The sequence below is a fragment of the Prauserella rugosa genome (assembly GCF_000719975.1).
In the GTDB taxonomy this organism is placed as follows: domain Bacteria; phylum Actinomycetota; class Actinomycetes; order Mycobacteriales; family Pseudonocardiaceae; genus Prauserella; species Prauserella rugosa.
In genome coordinates this window covers 154219-173574 of the sequence record NZ_JOIJ01000006.1, presented here as the reverse complement: position 1 = coordinate 173574, position 19356 = coordinate 154219, and the positions used below count along the sequence as shown (strand labels likewise).

The 19356-nt window shown below is 69.9% G+C and carries 19 protein-coding genes; 8 read left to right on the top strand and 11 right to left on the bottom strand.

What is annotated here, in order from left to right; genetic code table 11:
• Positions 1–104 precede the first annotated feature (104 nt).
• A complete protein-coding gene (locus tag IF64_RS0110930; protein ID WP_030531949.1) occupies positions 105–431 on the bottom strand; it encodes a DUF6221 family protein in 327 nt (108 codons plus the stop codon).
• Positions 432–609: 178 nt separating this feature from the next.
• Between IF64_RS0110930 and IF64_RS0110925 the strand changes: the two genes are divergently transcribed.
• The 4 genes from IF64_RS0110925 to IF64_RS0110910 are packed head-to-tail and all read left to right on the top strand — an operon-like array spanning position 610 to position 3014.
• Complete coding sequence (locus IF64_RS0110925; protein ID WP_030531948.1) at positions 610–1044, top strand: hypothetical protein; 435 nt, start codon at positions 610–612, stop codon at positions 1042–1044.
• A gap of 8 nt (positions 1045–1052) precedes the next feature.
• Positions 1053–2270, top strand: coding sequence for an NRAMP family divalent metal transporter (locus tag IF64_RS0110920; RefSeq protein ID WP_036876264.1), 1218 nt, complete (start codon positions 1053–1055; stop codon positions 2268–2270).
• Positions 2267–2659, top strand: a complete 393-nt coding sequence (locus IF64_RS0110915) for a hypothetical protein (protein WP_030531946.1) — start codon at positions 2267–2269, stop codon at positions 2657–2659. The genes IF64_RS0110920 and IF64_RS0110915 overlap by 4 nt, the downstream gene beginning before the upstream one ends.
• Entirely contained in the window at positions 2646–3014 is a 369-nt protein-coding gene (locus IF64_RS0110910) for a hypothetical protein (protein ID WP_048807826.1), read from the top strand. Before IF64_RS0110915 ends, IF64_RS0110910 begins: the two co-directional genes overlap by 14 nt.
• A 70-nt stretch (positions 3015–3084) precedes the next feature.
• Here the strand turns inward: IF64_RS0110910 and IF64_RS0110905 are convergent, their stop codons facing one another.
• Together IF64_RS0110905 and IF64_RS0110900 are read right to left on the bottom strand one after the other, a co-directional pair.
• Positions 3085–4563, bottom strand: a complete 1479-nt coding sequence (locus tag IF64_RS0110905) for a 4-hydroxyphenylacetate 3-hydroxylase family protein (protein WP_246134876.1) — start codon at positions 4561–4563, stop codon at positions 3085–3087.
• Between the two features lie 161 nt (positions 4564–4724).
• A complete protein-coding gene (locus IF64_RS0110900) occupies positions 4725–5315 on the bottom strand; it encodes a flavin reductase family protein (protein ID WP_030531943.1) in 591 nt (196 codons plus the stop codon).
• A 169-nt stretch (positions 5316–5484) separates the two neighbouring features.
• On the opposite strand from IF64_RS0110900, the gene IF64_RS0110895 reads away from it, so the two are divergent.
• Positions 5485–6414, top strand: a complete 930-nt coding sequence (locus IF64_RS0110895) for an AraC family transcriptional regulator (RefSeq protein ID WP_030531942.1) — start codon at positions 5485–5487, stop codon at positions 6412–6414.
• Positions 6415–6522: 108 nt separating this feature from the next.
• Here IF64_RS0110895 and IF64_RS0110890 read toward each other — a convergent pair whose 3' ends face one another.
• The 5 genes from IF64_RS0110890 to IF64_RS0110870 are packed head-to-tail and all read right to left on the bottom strand — an operon-like array spanning position 6523 to position 12975.
• Entirely contained in the window at positions 6523–7518 is a 996-nt protein-coding gene (locus IF64_RS0110890) for a substrate-binding domain-containing protein (RefSeq protein ID WP_030531941.1), read from the bottom strand.
• Between the two features lie 2 nt (positions 7519–7520).
• Positions 7521–8504 (bottom strand): ABC transporter permease, encoded by a 984-nt coding sequence (locus IF64_RS0110885; protein WP_030531940.1) that lies wholly within the window; start codon positions 8502–8504, stop codon positions 7521–7523.
• Positions 8497–10008, bottom strand: a complete 1512-nt coding sequence (locus IF64_RS0110880; RefSeq protein ID WP_246134686.1) for a sugar ABC transporter ATP-binding protein — start codon at positions 10006–10008, stop codon at positions 8497–8499. The genes IF64_RS0110885 and IF64_RS0110880 overlap by 8 nt, the downstream gene beginning before the upstream one ends.
• A gap of 52 nt (positions 10009–10060) precedes the next feature.
• Positions 10061–11554: an FGGY-family carbohydrate kinase gene (locus IF64_RS0110875; RefSeq protein WP_030531938.1), complete on the bottom strand. Its 1494-nt coding sequence runs from the start codon at positions 11552–11554 to the stop codon at positions 10061–10063.
• Positions 11551–12975 carry an L-fucose/L-arabinose isomerase family protein gene (locus tag IF64_RS0110870; RefSeq protein WP_030531937.1) on the bottom strand — a complete coding sequence of 475 codons (1425 nt, stop codon included), beginning with the start codon at positions 12973–12975 and terminating at the stop codon, positions 11551–11553. Before IF64_RS0110870 ends, IF64_RS0110875 begins: the two co-directional genes overlap by 4 nt.
• Before the next feature lie 203 nt (positions 12976–13178).
• On the opposite strand from IF64_RS0110870, the gene IF64_RS0110865 reads away from it, so the two are divergent.
• Complete coding sequence (locus IF64_RS0110865) at positions 13179–14171, top strand: LacI family DNA-binding transcriptional regulator (RefSeq protein ID WP_030531936.1); 993 nt, start codon at positions 13179–13181, stop codon at positions 14169–14171.
• A gap of 21 nt (positions 14172–14192) precedes the next feature.
• On the opposite strand, the gene IF64_RS0110860 is transcribed toward IF64_RS0110865, so the two are convergent.
• Entirely contained in the window at positions 14193–14933 is a 741-nt protein-coding gene (locus IF64_RS0110860; RefSeq protein WP_030531935.1) for an MBL fold metallo-hydrolase, read from the bottom strand.
• A gap of 121 nt (positions 14934–15054) precedes the next feature.
• Between IF64_RS0110860 and IF64_RS0110855 the strand changes: the two genes are divergently transcribed.
• Positions 15055–16122, top strand: coding sequence for an NAD(P)-dependent alcohol dehydrogenase (locus IF64_RS0110855; RefSeq protein ID WP_246134687.1), 1068 nt, complete (start codon positions 15055–15057; stop codon positions 16120–16122).
• 65 nt (positions 16123–16187) lie between these two features.
• Positions 16188–16799, top strand: a complete 612-nt coding sequence (locus IF64_RS0110850; RefSeq protein ID WP_246134688.1) for an RNA methyltransferase — start codon at positions 16188–16190, stop codon at positions 16797–16799.
• An 86-nt stretch (positions 16800–16885) separates the two neighbouring features.
• Here the strand turns inward: IF64_RS0110850 and IF64_RS0110845 are convergent, their stop codons facing one another.
• Both IF64_RS0110845 and IF64_RS0110840 read right to left on the bottom strand, forming a co-directional pair.
• Complete coding sequence (locus IF64_RS0110845) at positions 16886–17659, bottom strand: LamB/YcsF family protein (protein ID WP_030531932.1); 774 nt, start codon at positions 17657–17659, stop codon at positions 16886–16888.
• A 155-nt stretch (positions 17660–17814) separates the two neighbouring features.
• A complete protein-coding gene (locus tag IF64_RS0110840) occupies positions 17815–19257 on the bottom strand; it encodes a PucR family transcriptional regulator (RefSeq protein WP_030531931.1) in 1443 nt (480 codons plus the stop codon).
• Positions 19258–19356 lie beyond the last annotated feature (99 nt).

Here is a 19356-nt window from a genome sequence, read left to right as displayed (position 1 = left end):
GTGGCTCTGCCGTCCGGTGAGGACGGACGGCAGAGCCACCGACATCGACACCGTCAGGCGGCGATCCCGCAGCGGGTCGCCGCCTGATCCGTGTCGAGAGGGGTTCACAGCTCCCATTCGGGCCGCCAGTCGGCGTGCCCGGCGTAGACCGAGGCGATGAGCTTCAGTGTGTCGGGGTCGCCGCCATCGCTGATCTCCCGGCGGAGATAGGTCACCTTCTCGGGAAACGGAACCGGCACCCGTTCCTCCCGCGCTGCCAACGGGCCTGCCGCCAGGTGCAGTCCCTGCCCGTCGTCGGTGCGCATGATGCGGATCCGCCCGCGGCGCTCGGCCTCGTCCAGGTACGGCAGCAGCTGCTGCGCGTGCCGCTGTTCGTCCTCGTCCAGACGGGTTCGGACGAATGCCACCAGGTCGTTGTGATCGTCGGTCATGCCCCTCGGCTTCCCCCGCACACGCGGCGTACACGTCACATGCAGTACCGGATGTGCCGGATTTCGCCCGGAGTGTCCCGTGTGGACCGGTGAATCGGCACCGTCCTGTGTGAACCGCACGTGGACGGGTAACCCTTGTCCGCGTCGAACCCGGAAAGCGGAGGAGGGGACCGCGACGATGCAGGCGCGACCGCGTGGACGCGGCGCGGCCGGTGCGCTGGCCGCCCTGGCGTGCGTCTGCACGGTGGCGGCGTGCGCCAACTCGGCCCCGGCGCCGCACGAACTGGAGCGCGCGGGAGGGACGGTGTACTCGCAGGCACAGGTGATGGTGCTGGTGGCGGAGGCGGCGATGCGCGGGGACGCTCCCCGTCCCGCACTCGGTGTGATGCTGGACGACGCGGCTCAGACGCTCGACGACGAGCGGCAGAAGATCGCCGGTCTCACCGAGTCCGATCCCCGCACGCCTGCGCTGCTCCGGGTGGCCGGTCGTCTTCAGGACGCGATGCCTCCGCTCATGGCCGCCACCGAGTCCGGGGACCCCGGGCGGCTGTCCCGTCTGCACGCTGAACTGGAACCGGCGGTGACCCGTCTCGAGGCACTGGGGCTGTCGTGAGGAAGCTGATGACCCTGACGTTGGGGGTGCTCACCGCGATCGGCGGGTTCGTCGACATCGGTGACATCGTCGCCAACGCGACCATCGGCGCCCGCTACGGCCTCAGCCTGTCGTGGGTGCTGGTGCTCGGCGTGATCGGCATCTGTGTCTTCGCCGAGATGTCCGGGCGGGTCGTCGCTGCGTCCGGACGGCCGGTCTACGGGCTGATCCGCGACAAGCTCGGTCCCCGTGCCGCCTTGGCGAACCTCGTCGCATCGTTCCTGGTCACCCTGCTGACGCTGACCGCGCAGATGGGCGGCGTGGCGTTGGTGATCGAACTCGCCAGCGGCATCCCGCACATCGTGTGGATCCTGCCGGTCGCGGTGCTGTTGTGGCTCGTGGTGTGGCGGGTGAAGTTCGCCGCGATGGAACGGGCGCTGGGACTGGCCGGACTCGCGATCGTCGTGTTCGCTCTGGCGCTCTGGTGGATCGACCCGGACTGGGCGGCGCTGGCCGGTCAGGCGACGAGTGTCGCGCCGCCCGCGGGTGAGCCGCTGCCGACCTACCTGTACTACGCGGTGGCGTTGTTCGCCGCGGCGATGACGCCGTACGAGGTGTTCTTCTTCAGTTCCGGTGGTGCGGAGGAGAACTGGCGGCCCGAGGACATTCCGAGCCAGCGCGTGAACGTGCTCATCGGCTTTCCGCTGGGCGGGCTGTTGTCGCTGAGTATCGCCGCCGTCGCGGCGGCCGTGTTGCTCCCCGCGGGCATGGACGTCGAGACACTCGGACAGGTCGTGCTGCCGATCGCACTGTCGATGGGAGTAGCCGGTCTGGCCGTGGCGCTGTTCGGGTTCTTCATGGCCACGGTGGGAGCCGCGTTGGAGACGGCGTTGTCCTGCGGCTACATGCTCGCGCAGTACTTCGGCTGGCCGTGGGCCAAGCGGCTGCGCCCGGTGCGGGGCGCACGGTTCCACATCACGGTGGCGCTGTGTCTGCTGGTCGGTGCGCTGGTGGTGCAGACCGGCATCGATCCGATCATGATCACCGAGTACTCGCTGATCTTCTCCGCGGTGGCGCTGCCGTTGACGTACCTGCCGGTGCTCATCGCCGCCAACGACAGCGACTACCTCGGCGAGCACGTCAACGGCAGGCTGAGCAACGGACTCGGGATCGTGGTGCTGGCCGTGGTGATCGTCGCCGCGGTCGCCGCGGTTCCGCTTCTGGTGGTGACGGGAATGGGCGCATGAGCGACTGGCACGGACGGGAAACACTGGACCTCGGCACGGAGCTGATGGATCGGCAACTCGTCGACCCGCACGGCGTCTCGGTGGGCATGGTCGACGACGTCGAGCTGCGCCTGCGCGATGACGGACGGCTCGAGGTGGTCGCGTTGCTCACCGGCATCGCGACGTTGCAGCGGCGGCTTCCACGGTGGATCGCGCGGCCGCTGGCTGGGGCGGCCGCGCTCGTCGGCGGGGCGGACCCCGAGCGGCGCGTGCCCGTCGACACGGTCGCGGGCGTCGAGTCGGAGATCCGCCTCACCACCGCGGGCGCGGAGGCGACGGCGAACCCGGCGGCCGACCGTGCTCGACGGACCGTCGCGCGGATTCCGGGGGCGGGACATGCGAGCGGATGAGCTGCTCGGCGCTCCCGTCCGTGACCGTGACGGCCGGCGCGGTGTGGTCGTCGACGTGCGGGTGCGTGCCGACCACGAGCACGGACGGGGCACCGTGCTGGTGGTCGACGGGATCGTGGTCGGCAGCAGGGACTGGCGGTTGTTCGGCTACGAACGCATCGAGGAGCGTGGCCCCGCGCTGCTGCAGGCGCTGATCCGGTGGTTGCATCGCCACACCCGGTACGCCCCGTGGGACGCGGTGGACCTGAACGCAGCCGACCTGGAGGCCACCGACCTGGAGGCGGCCGACCTGGACGCGGAGCCGGTGCAACTGCGGTGCCCGTGGACCGAACTCCCGAGGATCACCGAGGTCTGACACGCCACCGGGCGCCGTGCGGGTGGGGTCGCCGACGGCTGCCCCCACCCGCACCCGGCCGTCACGGCCTTCAGAACAGGTCCGGAACGGTCCACCCGTCGAGGTCGTACTCGTCGAGGAACTCCTCGGCCAGGCCCCGCATCTGGGCGGTGCCGCCGCGATTCTGCGCGGCGAACAGCAATTCGGCCTTGACGTTCTCGTGGTTGCCCGAGTAGTTGCGTTCGTACAGTTCGTGCCTGCCGCCGAACTCGCTGCCGATCGAGTCCCACAGGGCCTTCATCACCTTGACCCGGTCGACCGCCGCGATCCCGTTCGAGCCACGGACGTACTTGTCCAGGTAGGGCCGCACGGCGTCGCTCTTGAAATCGGCCGCGCCGGAGGGCAGATAGATCAGACCGGAGGCGACATCCTGCTCGATGATCTCCTTGACGCGCGGATATCCCTGCATCATGAACATTCGATAGGTCAGGCCGTACTCGAGCTTGGGAATCACGGCGTCCCCGATCCACGGCTCGGGGTCGCGGGCCATCGATTCGCTCAACGACCAGAAGAGGTTCCGCCAGCCGATCACCTCGCCGACGCGGGTCTGCACCCCGCGGAAGCCGCCGGAACCGGTGGCGTCGAGTGCCTTCAACAGCAGACCGGCGAGGAAGTCGAGCTTGACGGCCAGCCGCGTGACGCCCTGGAACGTGAACCGCGGCAGGAACCCGGACTGCGGGAAGAACGCGTTGATGCGGTCGACGTCGCCGTACATGAACACGTTCTCCCATGGCACGAGAACGCGGTCGAAGACGAAGATGGTGTCGTTCTCGTCCATGCGACTCGACAGCGGATAGTCGAACGGTGTGCCGTTCCTGGCGGCCTGCTCGGTGTAGGAGGGTCGGCAGATGAGTTTGATCCCGGGTGCGTCCATCGGCACCGTGCAGATCAGTGCGAACTGCTTCTTCTTGATGGGCAGTCCGTAGTGGGCGATGAAGTTGTAGTTCGTGATGGCCGAGCCGGTGGCGACGACCTTCGCGCCGGAGACGATCAGGCCCGCGTCGGTCTCCTTCTCCACCTTCATGTAGACGTCGCCGACCTCGTCCGGGGGCAGGTCCCGGTCGACCGGCGGGTTGATGATCGCGTGGTTCCAGTACAGGACCTTCTCCTGCGATTCGCGATACCACCGCTCCGCGTTGGCCTGGAACGGCGCGTAGAGCTCCTGGTTGACGTGCAACGTGCCGAGGAAGCTCGCCTTGTAGTCGGGGGAGCGGCCCATCCAGCCGTAGCTGAGCCGGGCCCAGCGGGCGATCGCGTCCCGTTCCTTGAGCAGGTCGGCCGCCGACGTCGGCGTCTTGAAGAACGGCATGGTCACGCCGCCGTTCCCGGTGTCGGTCGGCACCGTGAGCTCGTCGACGTACGGACCGGTGTGCAGTGCGTCGTAGAGCCGAGCCGTCATCCGTACGGGGTTGCGGAACGCCGGGTGGGTCGTGACGTCGTCGACGCGTTCGCCGTGCAGATAGACCTCGCGTCCGTCGCGCAGGCTCTCGATGTACTCGTCACCGGTCATCGGCGCGGCGGCGAAGTTGGCGCGGGTATTGGACTCGGAGTTCGCGGCCGGGTTGACCGTGGGCGGCTCGGCGGACAGGGACTGTGTGGGGACGGCGGTGTCGGTCATGATCTCTCCTGTGAGACGTCGGACGGGTGTGCTGGACGACGGCGTGGCCGGGGTCAGGGGCTCCGGTCGCGGCCCGCGGTGACCGGCGGGGCCGGACGGGTGGAGATCGGGGTGAAGTCGCAGGCGGCGTCGAACCAGCCGGAGTGCGGGTCGTCGAACGAACCCGCCCAGACCGACTCGGCCGCGCGCTTGCCGACCTCGACGAAGGCGCTGTCGGAGAACAGCAGGGGCGCACTGCCCGTGGTGTCGACGGCGACGACCTCACCCAGGAAGAGCAGGTGATCGCCACCGTCGTCGGTGCGGTACGGCGCGCACGACAGGGTCGCCGCCGTGCCCGCCAGCACGGGTGCGGTGGGACCGGGAGCCCATCGGATGGGGTCGGTCGTGGGTCTGCCCGCGAAGTTCATCGCGACGTCGACCTGGTCGGCGGCGAGCACGTTGACCGCGAACGGGGCGCGGTCGAGGTACGTGCAGGCGCGTGAGGTGCGGGTGAGTGCCACCGCGACGAGCGGCGGTGCGAGCGAGACCGGCATGAACGCCGTGACCGTCGCCCCGTGCGGTTCGCCGTCGGCGGACCGGCAGGTGATCACGGTGACGCCGGTGGCGAAGCGGCCGAAGGCCGCCCTCAGGCTCGTGGGATCCATCGGGCCTCCAGCGATGGGAACGGGCGCGTGGCGCCGGTGTCGGACAGGTGCCGGTGACGGTAGGGCGGTCGCTGCGCTGCGGCGATCCGCTGAGCGCAGCCGCTGTCCGCTCGACGAAACGCGATGTATCGTGTCGTGGATCACGACGAGGTCGTCGGGAGGTGTGTTCATGCACTCTGGTCGCGTCGCGACGTCCGCGGAGGAGCTGCCGGACTTCTCCGCGGCCGTGGCCGAGGCCTACTTCCCGCACGAGCTCACCGTGCTCCGCGAGGGCGCCGGCGCCGCGGAACTGCGCATGGTGGACCTGGGCCCGGTGCGGTTGACCCGCATCGGGTGGGGCGCCGAGGTGAGCGTGCGCTCGGATCATCCGGGCGGGTGGGCCGTGAACGTGCCCCGCAGCGGGGTGCTCGACGCGCGGGTCAGCGGGCGGTCGGTGCTGTCGCTCGAAGGCCAGGCCACCGTGTGCCCGCCCGACACGCAGACGCTGATGAGCCGCTGGTCGGCCGACTGCTCCATCCTCGGTATGCGGATCGACGCCGACTACCTCGCCGACGAGGTGACCGCGTTGGTCGGGCTGACCGAACAGGACATGCCCGCTCAGCTCGACCTGCGTACCGATGCCGCGCAGGCGTGGCTGGCCCTGCTGACCTCGATCGGTGCGCAGAGTCTGCGATCGCCCGACCTGGTGGAACGCCGCGCCGTCCGCCAGCGGCTGGGCGCCACGCTCACGGCGGCGTTCGTCACCGCGTGTTTCCCCGACGACCCCGAGACCGGCGACTTCTGCCCGCGGATCGTCTCGCGGGTGGTCGATGCGATGGAGGCGGATCCGGCGCAGGACTGGACCCCGGCGGAGATCGCACGTCGGGCCGGTGTCGGGATCAGGCGTGTGCAGCAGAGTTTTCAGCGCTACCGCGGGGAAACGCCGACCGAGGCGCTGCGGCGGATCCGTCTGCGCCGGGTGCACGAGGACCTGCTGCACAAACGGGCCGACACCGTGGCCGATGCCGCCGTCCGGTGGGGGTTCGCCCACCTCGGGCGGTTCGCCGCCGCCTACCGCAGGGAGTTCGGGGTGAGCCCCTCGGCGACCCTGCGACGGTGACATTGCGACCGGGTTCGGCGAGGGGCCTCCACCGCGGCCGGTGGGACCGGCCGAACCGGACGAATCCGGCTCGGCGGTACACAGTGCGGCCGCCGAGCCGGATCCGCGTCACCGCGGCGGGTCTGCACAACTCGGGTTGAGCAGTTTCCGCACGTCGGGATCGTCCAGATTGTCCTTGGTGATGATCGTCGCGCCGGTGTCGGTCGCTCGCTGCTCGCCGCGGCCCCGGATCTTGTCGACGGTGGCCTGCACGCCCTGGTAACCCATGGCGAACGGGTTCTGCGCGATCAGACCGCTGACCACACCCTCGCGGAGTGCGTCGATCTGTCCCTCGGCAGTGTCCCAGCCGACGATCTTGATCTTGCCCGCCTTGCCCGCCTGCCGCACGGCTTCGGCGGCACCGAGCATGCTGGGCTCGTTACCCGCGTAGATGCCGTCCAGGTCCGGGTTGGCGGTGAGGATGTCCTGGGTGACCTGCAGCGCGGTGTTGTAGTCGCTCTCGCTGGACTGCCGAGCCACCAGCTTCAGGCCCGGATGCTTGGCCAGCCCGCGCTCGAACCCCTCGCCGCGCGTGTCGTTCGTGCTCGTCCCCGGCTGGAACTCCACGAACGCGACCTTTCCCTTGCCGCCCAACTGCCTGGCCAGCAGGTCCGTGCCGCGTTCGGCCGCAGCCACGTTGTCGGTGGCGTAGACCGGAACGTTCTTCGGCTGGGGCGTGGTCCCGGAGTCGATGTTCACCACCGTCGTGCCCTGTTCCACGGCCGTACTGCTCACATTGGACAGAGCCTGCGCGTCGGTGGCGGCGTAGACGAGCCCGTCGACACCCTGGGCCAGCAGATCCTGCAGCAGGCTCTGCTGGCCGCTGACGTCGTCCTCGGACGTCACGCCGTCCCAGTGCATCGTGACCTCCGGATGTTTGGACGCGGCGCACTCGGCGCCGACCCGCACCTGTTCCCAGAAGTCGAATCCGATGGCCTTCGGCACCACGGCCAGGCGGACGTTCTCGCCGGGCGCGCCGCCCCCGGTGGGACGGCGCACCTCGACCCCGCAGCCTGCGGTGATCGTCAGCGTCAGCAGCAGGCCGATCGCGAGTGGTTTGCGCATGATTACCCCGTATCGCCACTGAGCTTGCGCCGCTGGTAGCGGTCCCACCACACGGCGATCCAAATGATCACTCCGATCAGGACGTTCTGATAGAAGGTCCCGATGTTCAGCTGCACGGCGCCGTTGCGGATCACCGCCACCAGGAACGCGCCGATGAGTGAGCCGAGGACCGTACCCCGGCCGCCGAACAGGCTGGCACCGCCGATGACGACCGCCGCGATGACGTCGAGTTCCAGGCCCTCACCGAAGTTGGGCTGTCCCGAATTGATCCGCGACGCCGCGATCATGCCGCCCAGCCCTGCTAAGGCGCCCGACAACACGTAGACCGCCGTCGTGTACGAACGGACCGGAACACCCGAGAGCCGTGCGGCCTCCATGTTGGAACCCATCACGTACGAGTACCGGCCCAGCTTCGTTCTGGTGAGCACCACGTAACCGCCGACCGCCACGAGGACGATGAGCAGCACCGGGATCGGGAATCCGCCGATGACGCCCTGGCCGAGCAGCCGGAACGAGTCGGGAGCGCCGAACACGGCGACGGCTCCGGTGGCGATGAGCACCAGTCCGCGGGCCACGCTGAGCATGCCGAGCGTGGCGATGAACGGCGGTAGCCCCACCACGGAGACCAGGAGTCCGTTCACCAGTCCGGCGACGGCGCCCACCAGGATCCCGCCGATGATGGCGAGGGTGGGGTCGAATCCGTACTCGGCCATCAGCATCACGCCGATCACGCCCGACAACGCCGCCACCGAACCGACCGACAGGTCGATCCCACCGGTGATGATCACCAGGGTCACGCCCACGGCCATGACGGCGTTCACCGACGTCTGCGACCCGAGGTTGAACAGGTTGTCGGCGGTCAGGAACGACGGTGCGACGATCGACAGCACGACGAACACGACGATGAGGGCACCGGCGGCCGCGACCTGGGAGATGGCGCCCGCCATCCGGTCGGACACGCCCCGGGCCGTCCGTTGGTCAGTCATGATTGTCCTTCGCTCCGGTCGCGAGTGCGATGACGCGTTCCTCGGAGAACTCCTCCTTGGCGAGTTCGCCGGCCACGCGCCCACCGCGCATGACGAGAATGCGATCGCACATGTTGAGCAATTCGGGTAGATAACTCGAAATGAACACGACGGCCTTGCCGTCGCCTGCCAATCTGTCCATCTCGCGGAACATGTCCGCCTTCGCGCCGACGTCCATGCCCCGCCCCGGCTCGTCGAACAGCAGCACCTCGGCCTGCGTCTCCAGCCACCGGGCCAGCACTACCTTCTGCTGGTTGCCGCCGGACAGGGCCTGCACCGGTCTGCCCACCCACGGCACGCGGATGCCCAGCCGATCACGGTGCCGGCCGGCCACGGACCGTTCCTCCCTGAGGTTGATCAGCCCGTTCCACATCGGCAGTTTCGCCATCGTGATGTTCTTGTCGACACCCAGTTGGAGTGCGAGTCCGTCGGTTTTCCTGCTCTCGGTGAGATATCCGATGCCGGCGTCGATGGCGTCGGACGGCCGTCTGATCCGGACGGTTCTGCCGTCCAGCGTCACGCTTCCGCTGTCGGGCGGCTCGGCGCCGAACACCATGCGAGCGACCTCGGTGCGTCCCGCGCCGACCAGTCCGGCCATCCCGAGGATCTCGCCGCCGCGCACGTCGAACGACACGTCGTGGACGACGTCGCGCCGGGTGAGGTTGCGAACCTGGAGTCGTACCGGCCCGGGGCTGGTGTGCTCCCGCGGGTAGAGATTGTCCACATTGCGCCCGACCATGAGGGCCACCAGCGCGTCCTCGTCCAGTTCGGACGCCGGGCGGGTCGCCACCACCGCACCGTCGCGCATCACGGTGACGCGGTCGCCGATCTCGAAGATCTCGTCGAGTCGGTGCGAGATGTACAGGACGGCGATCCCCGAGGCGGTGAGCTGCCGGATGATCGCGAACAGTTCGTCGGCCTGCTGGCGGGTCAGCGTCGCCGTCGGTTCGTCGAGGATGAGTACGCGCGCGTCCACGGCGAGCGCCTTCGCCAGCTCCACCCGTTGCTGCTCGGCGGTCGACAGCTGCGCCACCCGGCGGCCGGGGTCGAGGTCCGCACCGACACGGGACAGCAGCTCGCGGGCGTCCCTGCGTTCACGCGCCCGCGAGATCCAGCCACCGCGGCCCGGTTCTCCTCCGATGAAGAGGTTCTCCGCGACGGTCAGGTCGGGGGCGAGCGCGAACTCCTGGTGGACCATGGCCACCCCGAACTCGCGTGCGTGTCCCGGGCCGCGATACGTCATGGGTGTGCCGTGCAGCTCGATCGTGCCGGAGGTCGGTTCCTCGACCTGGGCGACGAGCTTCATGAGTGTCGATTTCCCCGCACCGTTCTCGCCGGCGAACACGTGCACCTCGCCGGGGTCGATGTCGAGGCTCACGTCGTCCACGGCGGCGACGCCGGGGAACGACTTGCTCACGTGCGTGAGCCGAACCGCGGGCACGCGGGCCGATGTCTCGCGTGTCACGGCCACCTCCTCGTGATCGTCGTTGATCTGCCGAGTGGTCGGGAAGGTCGGGTCACGAGGGCTGTGCTGCCGCTCGCTGCTGGTGGGCCAGGAAGTGTGCGATGTCCGTTGTGGACTCGTACAGCGACCGGTAGGCCCGGTAGAAGTCGTCGTACCGGCTGGTCCGCTGCGGATCCGGCCGCACCGTGGTCACGATCGGATTCCACGTGCCGGTCTCGCCGGTGATCCCCGTGGCCGCGGCCGCGAGCATCGCGTCGCCGTAACACGCCCCGACCGTCTCGCGCGCGATCTCCTGTTCGGCACCGACGACGTCCGAGACGATCTGCGTCCACAGCCCGCCCTGGGTTCCGCCGCCGACGGCGAGCAGACGTTCGGCCGTCCCGCCTGCTTCGGTCATGGCCTCGAGGTTGTGCCGCACGCCGTACGCGATGCCCTCGAGTGCGGCCCGGTACAGCTCGCCGCGCGTGTGCTCGAGGGTCAGGCCGGCGAGGATGCCGCGAGCGTCCGGGTCGAACAGGGGTGTGCGTTCCCCTGCGAAGTACGGCAACAGGAGCAGGCCCCTGCTCCCGGCAGGCACGCCGGCCGCCTCGTCGACGAGTGTGGCGAAGTCGCCGCCCGCGAGTTTGCGCAGCCAGTCGGTGACCGCGCCGGAGGTGGCCATGCCGGCGGCCAGGGTGTAGGTGCCGGGAAACGCTCCCGACGTCCCCCACAGACCCCGGTGCGGCCGGAGATCGTCGAGGACCTGGACGAGGAACATGGTCGTGCCGTACATGACCATCGTGTCGCCGGGGGAGCGCACGCCGACACTGGTCGCCTCGGCCCACGCGTCGATGGTCCCGGCCGTCACGGGCAACCCGGCCGGAAGTCCGGTCTCCTCGGCTGCCCGCGGCGTCACCTCGCCGACGATCTCGGTGGGCCACACCAGTTCCGGAAGGGGGATGCCCGGTGCGACGCGCCGAGCGAGGTCGTCGGCCCAGGCACGTGCCTTCAGGTCGTACAGCGGATCGGCCTGACTGGCCGAGTGGTGGTCGAGGACGTACCGCCCGGTGAGCCGATGCACCAGGTACGACGAGCACATCAGCAGCATCTCGGTGCGCGCGAACACGTCGGGTTCGTGTTCGGCCAGCCAGCGGATCTTCGGACCGACGGCTTGCGAGGTCAGGACCGAACCGCCGCGATCGAGCAGGGTCTGCTCGCCGATCTCCCCGGTGAGCGCGTCGATCTGCGCGGTCGCGCGGGTATCGACGCCGTAGAGGACGGCCGGCCGCAGCGGCGTGCCGTCGGCGTCGGCGGGCAGCAACGTCGGTCCGATGCCGCTGATGGCGAGCCCGGAGAGGTCTCCGTCGCAGGCCGCCGTGAGTTCCCTGGCCAGGTGGACGAAATCGGCCCACCACACCGCGTCCGCGTCGTGCTCGACCCACCCCGGAGACGGTGTCGACACCTCGTGCGGCCTACTCGCGCGGGCGCGGATGACGCCGCGTTCGTCGACCAGCACGCCCTTCGAACTCGACGTGCCGATGTCGATGCCGATGACGTGCCGGGTCACGGCTGCGTCTCCGGCGTGAACTCGTCGACCGTCACCCCGAGCATCCGCGCCGCGGCGCGGAGCGTCGCCCTGTGGTCACCGGGAACGGCGTGGATGTGGTTGGACCCGAACCGCGTCAGGAACGTCTCCGCCGACGTGTCGATCCTGGCGAACGCGTGCGGCCACTCCGGCGTCGAGGCGTTGACCAGCCCGGTCGTGGTCGCGGTGTCGAAGTGTTGGAACTCGCCGCGCATCAGGTGGAGGCGGTAGTCGCCGTCGAGGCGGGTGAAGCGGGCGAGCGTCATCTCGCCGGGTGCGGCGATGTGTTGCACCGAAGCACCGCCTGCGGGGAAGAAGAACACCTCCGGATACAGCGTGACCTGCGCGAGGTTCTCCGCGGGGTCGTCACTGCGTGCGGCGTACCAGGTGGCGTGCTGACCGGAGTTGCACAGGTCCCAGACGTCGAGCTCGGGGTGATAGTGGCGGACGTCGGCGAACAGCACCGGAACGTCGGCGATGCGATGGAGCAACTGCATCGTGAGCGCGCCGTCCATGTCGGCCTCGGTGGCGCAGATGTGCGGGCGCTTCGGTCCGTTCCAGTCGTACGGGTCGTTGAGCAGTGCCTCGGTGACGTCCATCGTCGCGAAGTTCTCGGTGAGTTCCGGTTGCGCCTTGATGCCGGAGAAGTCGATGGCACGTTCGGCGATGATCTCGCGGATAGCGATGTAGGACCGCAGCTGGCGCTCGAGCAGCTCCGGGGTGAGCTTCCCGCCGTCGTAGTGCACCCCCGCGGTGTGCTTCTCGAGCCACTGCCGCGCTCGCGCGGCCTCCGCGGCGTCGGCCTTCTCGGAGCGGACGACCAGTTCGTGCTGGTCGATCTCCTCCACGTCGATGCCGAACAACCGCATCCACTGGTCGGTGTTGGCGACGGCGGTGTTCATCCCCATCGGCCGTCCGCCGAAACGGCCGAACGTCGAACCGCGCAGGGAGGAGACGGCGGCGGCCGCGGTCGCCTGCGCGGAGATCGCGTCGATCAGCTCGGCCGAGTCCGGCGCTCCCGCCAGTCGTGTGTGCGACCGGCCGATCTGATCGAGTGCTCCGCCCGCGGCGAGGCTGCCCACGAGCCCCGGTTCGGTCGGATCCGTGCTGGCCACCAGTGCGAGCGGGCTGCGGGTGGCCTCGGCGGCGAGCATCGTGAAGTTCGGAAAGGACCAGACCGCGTAGTAGAAGACGGTGAGGTCGACGTCGGAGGCGGCGACCTCGCGGGCCACCCGGGTGGCGGCCTCGTTCGTCGCGACGATGTCGCTGCCACGGACGACCTCGTGGCCTGCGGTGGTGAGACTCTCGGCGAGGGCGTTCTGCTTCGTGGTGATGAACTCGGCGTTGCGCGCGTGTACGTGACCGCGGCCGTCGGAGATGCTCACCAGACCGATTCGTGCCATCGATCCTCCAGATCGCATACGGCGGTGGATGTCGACTGGGTGCTCGGGCGTTCGCTGTTCGGGTCATTCCGGCAGCGATGAGTAATCGTTTTCTTGAAGCTATGCGCTGTCGCCCGTTAGTGTCAATAGGACGTTGCGATCCGCCCGGGCAGCATGGGAGCGGGCGGATCGCGGGAGGGGTGAGGCGCAGTGGAGGATGAGGCGTGATCACGATCAACGATGTGGCCGCACACGCGGGCGTGTCCACGGCGACCGTGTCGCGCGTGCTGAACGGTAAGTCCACTGTGGATCAACAGTTGGCCGATCGGGTCCTGGTGGCGGCGAAGGAACTCGGCTACCGCAGGAACGGCCTGGCGCGAAACCTGCGCCGGCAGTCCACGGCCGTGCTCGCGCTGATCATCTCGGATGTGGAGAACCCCTTCTTCACCGCGATCGCACGGGGTGTCGAGGACATCGCACAGGAAGCGGGCTATTCGGTGGTTCTGTGCAATTCGGACGACAACGCCGACAAGGAGGCGCGCTACGTCGACGTGGCGGTCTCCGAACAGGTCGCCGGCGTGATCGTGTCGCCGACGACGGCCGAACCGAACTTCGCCCCGCTACGCGACGCCGGGGTGCCGATCGTCGCGGTGGACCGCCCGGTGCCCGGACCGCCGACCGACACCGTCCTGGTCGACAGCAGGTTGGGCGCGCGGCAGGCGACCGAGCACCTGTTGGGACAGGGATACACCACCGTCGCCTGCCTGACCGGCCCGCGCGGCGTTCCCACGGCCGACGACCGCGCCGCCGGGCATCGGGACGCGCTGCGTGCGGCGGGTTTGCGAGCGCCCGCGGCACTGACGAAGCGGGCCGAGTACCGCGCGTCGGGGGCGCGGTCGGCGACCGTCGAGCTGTTCCGCGGCCGCACGCGACCGGACGCCGTGCTGGTCGCCAACAACGCGATGGCGATCGGCACGCTGCAGGCGCTGCGCGAACTCGGCCTGAGGCCGGGATCCGACGTGGGTGTGGTGACGTTCGACGAGGCGCCGTGGACGACGTTGATCGACCCGCCGCTCACCGTCGTTGCCCAGCCCGCCTACGACATCGGCAGCCATGCCGTCCGGATGATGCTGGACCGCATCGCCGAACCCGACCGGGACGTGCGGACGACCACCCTGCACACCGCACTCGTCGAACGCGCCAGCAGCGTGCGGTGAGGACCGGCCGTGGGGCGCCGGTTATCCGGGCCCGTGCTGCCGTGCCAGTTCCACCATGCGTTCCGCGCCGTCGGTCCACGGCTCGCCGTGGCCGACCAGCACCGTCCGCGCCCCGGTGGCGGCGATCCCGTCCAGCGACTCGAGGGCCCGTTCGGGATCCGCGGTCGCCGCACCGGAGACGATGCGTGGTCCGCGCGTCGCGCGGTACGGGTCGAGCGTGACGACGGCGTCCCCGGCGATCACCGCGTCGCGGTCGGGGAAGTGGAAGGCGCAGTGACCCAGTGTGTGGCCCGGGGTGAAGACGACCCTGGGCCCGCCTGGCACCGTCAGCCGCTTGTCGCGGAGGCGATGCACCTCGCGCACCGGCCGCGGCCACCAGGCGCGGTTCCTCAGCAACCCGGCGGCCAGGGGCAGCGCACGGAACTGAGTGGCCAGGTACGCGCTGACCGGGCGCGCGCGGCCGTACCGGCGCGGGTTGCGCGTCAACGGGACGTCGTTGTCGTGAACGAGGACCGGAACGTCCAGTTCGGACCGGAGGCGTTCGGCGATGCCCAGGTGGTCGAAGTGGCCGTGGGTGAGCAGGAGTGCCCTGATGTCCCGCAGGGACCGTCCCACCTCGGCCATGGCGCGGCGAAGGCGGTCCCAGGACGTCGGAAGTCCCGCGTCGACGACGGTGACGCCGTGGTCGTCCTCGACGAGGAACCAGTTGACGTGCGCGTGTTCCACGCGGTGGATGCCGTCCGCGACGTTCGTCGTCAGCATGCCGACCTCCCGGGGCCGAGGGTGCGTTCGTGGTCGGGGGCTACCCGGACGAACGCGGAGCATGCGCGCGTCTGCCGGCCAGCGCGCGCGATCCCTGCGGACAGCCGCCTGCGGTGCGACGATGACGGCGGCGGAAGGGGTGATGGTCATGAAGGCGTTGCAGTACGTGCGGGTGGGTGCGCCACCGGAGCTGCGCGAGGTTCCGGTCCCCGAACCGGGGCCGGGGCAGGTGCGGCTGAAGGTCACCGCCGCGGGTGCCTGCCACTCGGACTCGTTCGTCATGAGTCTGCCCGAGGAGCAGTACACGGCGAGCTATCCGCTGCCGATGACCCTCGGCCACGAGGGCGCAGGCGTCGTCGACAAGCTGGGCGACGGAGCGACCGGTGTGGCGGTGGGGGATTCCGTCGCCGTCTACGGACCGTGGGGATGCGGGCGTTGTCTGCAGTGCGCGCAGGGCAAGGAGAACTACTGTCCGCGCGCGGCGGAGCTGGGGATCACGCCTCCCGGGCTCGGCCACGACGGCTCGATGGCCGAGTACATGATCGTCGACGATCCGCGCTTCCTCGTCCCGCTGGGCGACCTCGATCCGGCCGACAACGTCGCCCTCACCGACGCCGGACTGACGCCATACCACGCGATCAAGGGTTCGCTGGGCAAACTGGGGCCCGGCAGTTCGGCCGTCGTGATCGGAGCGGGCGGACTCGGCCACGTCGCGATCCAGCTGCTGCGTTCGCTCACGACCGCGACGGTCATCGCCCTCGACGTCAGCGACGACAAGCTCGCACTGGCCAGGGACGTCGGGGCGCATCACGCGTTCCCGTCCGACCCGTCGGCGAGGGAGCGGATTGCCGAGGTGATCGGCGTGCCCGCGGTGACGGCCGTGTTCGACTTCGTGGCCGCGGCGCCGACCCTCGAACTCGGCGCCGCACTGCGGGGCGTCGAAAGCGATCAGGTGCTCGTCGGCGTCGGTGGTGGTCAGGTCGACGTCGGCATGCTCCTGGCCCCGTACGACGCGACGGTACGGGCGCCCTACTGGGGCTCGCGGCCGGAACTGATGGAGGTGCTCGCGCTCGCGCGCAGCGGTCACGTGCGGGTCGAGACCGAGAGATTCAGCCTCGACGAGGCGCCGGAGGCGTATCACCGGCTGCACGAGGGGACGCTGCGCGGGCGGGCGGTCGTCACGCCGTGACCGTCCGGCTGTGGTCGGGAGAGGTGGGCAGGGTGGCGTCGGTGACCTGCTAGGGTCCCTGCGTCGTGAGCGGTGATGTACAGGTCGGACCCTCCGATCAGGACGATGTCTCCCGCCTGCGTGGCGTCGCCGGGCACGGTGATCTCGGTGGACACGGTGAACTCGGTGGGGAGCCCGCGGATCAGCGGCGCATCGTGGTCGTCGCGCACAACCTGCGTTCGGCCCACAACGTCGGCTCGGTCATGCGCACCGGCGAGGTGTTCGCCGTCGACACGCTCCACGTCACCGGATTCACCCCGTATCCGCAGCATCCGGGGGACGAACGGGATCCGATCCTCGCCGCCCGTCAGACACGTCGGCTGGCCAAGGCGGCCGCGGGGGCCGAACGCACCATGCCGTGGAAACGGCACGACGACGTCCAGGAGCTCCTCGATGCGCTGCGCGCCGACGGCTTCACGGTCGTGGGACTGGAGATCGACCCGAACGCGGTCGGCCTGGGTGACTACCGGCCGGACACCCAGGTGGCACTGGTGCTCGGTGACGAGGTGCGGGGCATCTCGCCCGAGCTGCGCGCGCAGTGCGACGTGTTGCTGCAGATCCCCATGTACGGCAGGAAGAGCTCGCTCAACGTGAGTGTGGCGGCCGGTATCGCGTTGTACGCGCTACGAACGGCGTGAGCCGCGCATCGCCCGTTCCGCCGTCGCGTTCGGACGTGCCACGGTCCACAGTGTCCGGTCGCACGGGTGCGGGGTTCCGGCCTGCGTCACCGGCCGCGGGCGGCGACCACCTCGTGCATGGCGGCCGTGCTTACCCCGTGCTGTGCGAACCGGGCGCGGACGGCGCGCGCGATCTCGACCGAGTTCGGGCGGTCACCGTGCAGGCAGATCGTGTCGGCGTCGACCTCGATGGTCGTTCCGTTGACCGAGGTGACACGGCCGTTGAGCACGTCGATCGCCTGCTGCGCGCAGGCTTCGGGGTCCTTGGCCTCGGGCACGGGCTCGATGATGATGTGACCGTTGTCGTCGTAGTCGAGGTCGGCGAACGCTTCGCGTGCCACCGGGAACCCGTCGGCCAGTACGCGCTCGGCGGTCGGCCCTGCCAGCAGCACCAGCAGCAGGGTCGGATCGGCCTTGGTGATCGACGCGGCGATGGCCGTGGCGACGTCCGGGTCGCGCAGCGTCAACCCGTACAACGCGCCGTGCGGTTTGACGTGCGCGATGCGGGCGCCGGCCTCGTCGGCGAACCCGCGCAGCGCGCCGTACTGGTAGAGGCAGGTGTCGGCCGCATCGGACGGACTCAGCGCCATGGCCCTCCTGCCGAATCCCGCGAGGTCGGGAAATCCGGGATGGGCGCCCAGCGCCACGCCGTTGGCGACGGCCAACTCCACCGAGTGGCGCATCGTCGCCGGGTCGCCCGCGTGCCAGCCGCAGGCGACGTTGACCGAGCTGACCTGGGGTAGCAGCGCAGCGTCGTCGCCGAGCTTCCACCTGCCGAAACTCTCGCCCGCGTCGGCGTTGAGGTCGATGAGGGTCTTCATGGCCGCCTCCTACCTTTCACGTCCGGAAAACCGGTCACGTCCGGGAACCGGCAACGGTATGCCCTGTGCGGGGCTCGTGGAAATCGCCAGCGGCGCCCATCCGATCTGTACCGAAGGCACAGGCGCTCGCGGTTCACCGGTTCGGGCGCACCCGATCAGGAGACCAGGCGGATCGCCAGCCACAGTTGCGCACGCACGTCGGGGGAGTCGAGGTCGCAGTCTAGCAACGCGGCCACCTTGCTCATGCGGTACCGCAGGGTGTGCCGGTGGATGCCCAACTCGGCCGCCGCGGGGTCCCAGTGCCCGTGGTGCGCGATCCACGCGCGCAGCGAGCGCACCAGCTCGCCGCGTTGCTGCGCGTCGTGCTCGTCCAACGGGCGCAGGACCGCCTCGGCGCGCCCGACGACCTCCTCGTCGGCGACGTCCCGCAGCAGTCCCACACCGAGGTCGTCGAACCGGACCACCGCCGCACCCCTGCGCGTGGCCTCCGCCAGCGCTTGCGTTGCCTGCCGATACGCGCCGGGCAGCCCGTCCCATCCGATCGGTGCGGACACGCCCAGGTGTCGGGCCGACGGCAGTTGCTGCGCGGCCGAGGCGACCGCGATCAGCCGGCCGTCGAGTTGGCCGGTCAGCAGGTCCGGGGAACCGGTCGAATCCACCAGCGTGGACGAGTGCCCCGACCCGGCCAGGACGACCACGGGCGGGGCGGGAAGTCGTAGTCCGAGCGGTCCCGCGAGCTCGTCGAAGGCCGTGCGGTGGCCGGTGAGTAGCAGTTTCAGCGCGGTGGTGCGGAGGCGCACGTCCGCGGCGGAGCGGGTGCGGGTCAACGCGATGGACAACAGTGACGACGCGGCGTGCGTGATGTGGTGATCGGTGGGGCAGAACGGCCGCGCCCTGCCGACGACGAGGAACCCGGCCAAGGTGCTGGCGCCGCCCAGCGAGTGCGCCGCGACGTGGTCCCCACACGCCGACAGTCCGATGCTGGAGGGCGGGCGCACGGTACGCAATCGGTCCAGGTCGGGAGCCAGGTCGCCGACACGTTCGGCCGCGTCCGCGGGCTGGGCATGTGCCACCGTCCCGTCGGGCTCCAGCAGCATCGCCCAGCACGCGAGGTCGACGGCGAGCCTGCCGATTACGCCGCCGAGGTCCTCGCCGTGCATGGCCGCGGTGGTGAGCGCGGTGCGGGCGGTCTCGAACCGGCGTGCTTCGGCGCTGCGATCATCGGCCAGCGATTGGGAGACGGTCTTGCCGATCTCGATGAACGGCGTCCGATGGGGAACCTCGAGCACCGGGAGTGCCGCAGCCTCGGCAGCGGCCAGGAGTGACTCGGGAATCGTGTCGTGCCCGAGCTGGATGCCGAATCCGAGGCCGGACAGCCCGGCGGCGGCCAACCGTCCGACGTAGGCGGCTCGTCCCTCGTCGTCGGCTGGCAACGCGATGCCGGTGATCAGCAGCAGCTCGCCACCGGAGAGGAACGGCGTCGGGTCGTCGAGTTCGCTGGAGTGGACCCAGGAGATCGGGCGGTCGGCGCCCGCGTCGCCTGCGCGCAGGGCCAGGCCCAGCTGCGCGTCGTGAGTGAGCTCCCTCGCGGTGGGCATAACCAGCAGTTTTGCACAGTCTGGCCAAAGTGGCGCTGTCGATTTGTACAGAGTTGCGCTGGCGAGGTGGCGTCCCAGCGGGCACAGTGTTGTGATCGC

Bases quoted from the DNA above. Each gene is read 5' to 3' on its own strand.
- IF64_RS0110910 (WP_048807826.1), top strand. From the start codon at position 2,646: ATGCGAGCGGATGAGCTGCTCGGCGCTCCCGTCCGTGACCGTGACGGC.
- IF64_RS0110905 (WP_246134876.1), bottom strand. From the start codon at position 4,563: ATGACCGGTGACGAGTACATCGAGAGCCTGCGCGACGGACGCGAGGTC.
- IF64_RS0110900 (WP_030531943.1), bottom strand. From the start codon at position 5,315: ATGGATCCCACGAGCCTGAGGGCGGCCTTCGGCCGCTTCGCCACCGGC.
- IF64_RS0110860 (WP_030531935.1), bottom strand. From the start codon at position 14,933: ATGCTGACGACGAACGTCGCGGACGGCATCCACCGCGTGGAACACGCG.
- IF64_RS0110890 (WP_030531941.1), bottom strand. From the start codon at position 7,518: ATGCGCAAACCACTCGCGATCGGCCTGCTGCTGACGCTGACGATCACC.
- IF64_RS0110855 (WP_246134687.1), top strand. From the start codon at position 15,055: ATGACGGCGGCGGAAGGGGTGATGGTCATGAAGGCGTTGCAGTACGTG.
- IF64_RS0110925 (WP_030531948.1), top strand. From the start codon at position 610: ATGCAGGCGCGACCGCGTGGACGCGGCGCGGCCGGTGCGCTGGCCGCC.
- IF64_RS0110915 (WP_030531946.1), top strand. From the start codon at position 2,267: ATGAGCGACTGGCACGGACGGGAAACACTGGACCTCGGCACGGAGCTG.
- IF64_RS0110870 (WP_030531937.1), bottom strand. From the start codon at position 12,975: ATGGCACGAATCGGTCTGGTGAGCATCTCCGACGGCCGCGGTCACGTA.
- IF64_RS0110920 (WP_036876264.1), top strand. From the start codon at position 1,053: ATGACCCTGACGTTGGGGGTGCTCACCGCGATCGGCGGGTTCGTCGAC.
- IF64_RS0110840 (WP_030531931.1), bottom strand. From the start codon at position 19,257: ATGCCCACCGCGAGGGAGCTCACTCACGACGCGCAGCTGGGCCTGGCC.
- IF64_RS0110895 (WP_030531942.1), top strand. From the start codon at position 5,485: ATGCACTCTGGTCGCGTCGCGACGTCCGCGGAGGAGCTGCCGGACTTC.
- IF64_RS0110885 (WP_030531940.1), bottom strand. From the start codon at position 8,504: ATGACTGACCAACGGACGGCCCGGGGCGTGTCCGACCGGATGGCGGGC.
- IF64_RS0110845 (WP_030531932.1), bottom strand. From the start codon at position 17,659: ATGAAGACCCTCATCGACCTCAACGCCGACGCGGGCGAGAGTTTCGGC.
- IF64_RS0110930 (WP_030531949.1), bottom strand. From the start codon at position 431: ATGACCGACGATCACAACGACCTGGTGGCATTCGTCCGAACCCGTCTG.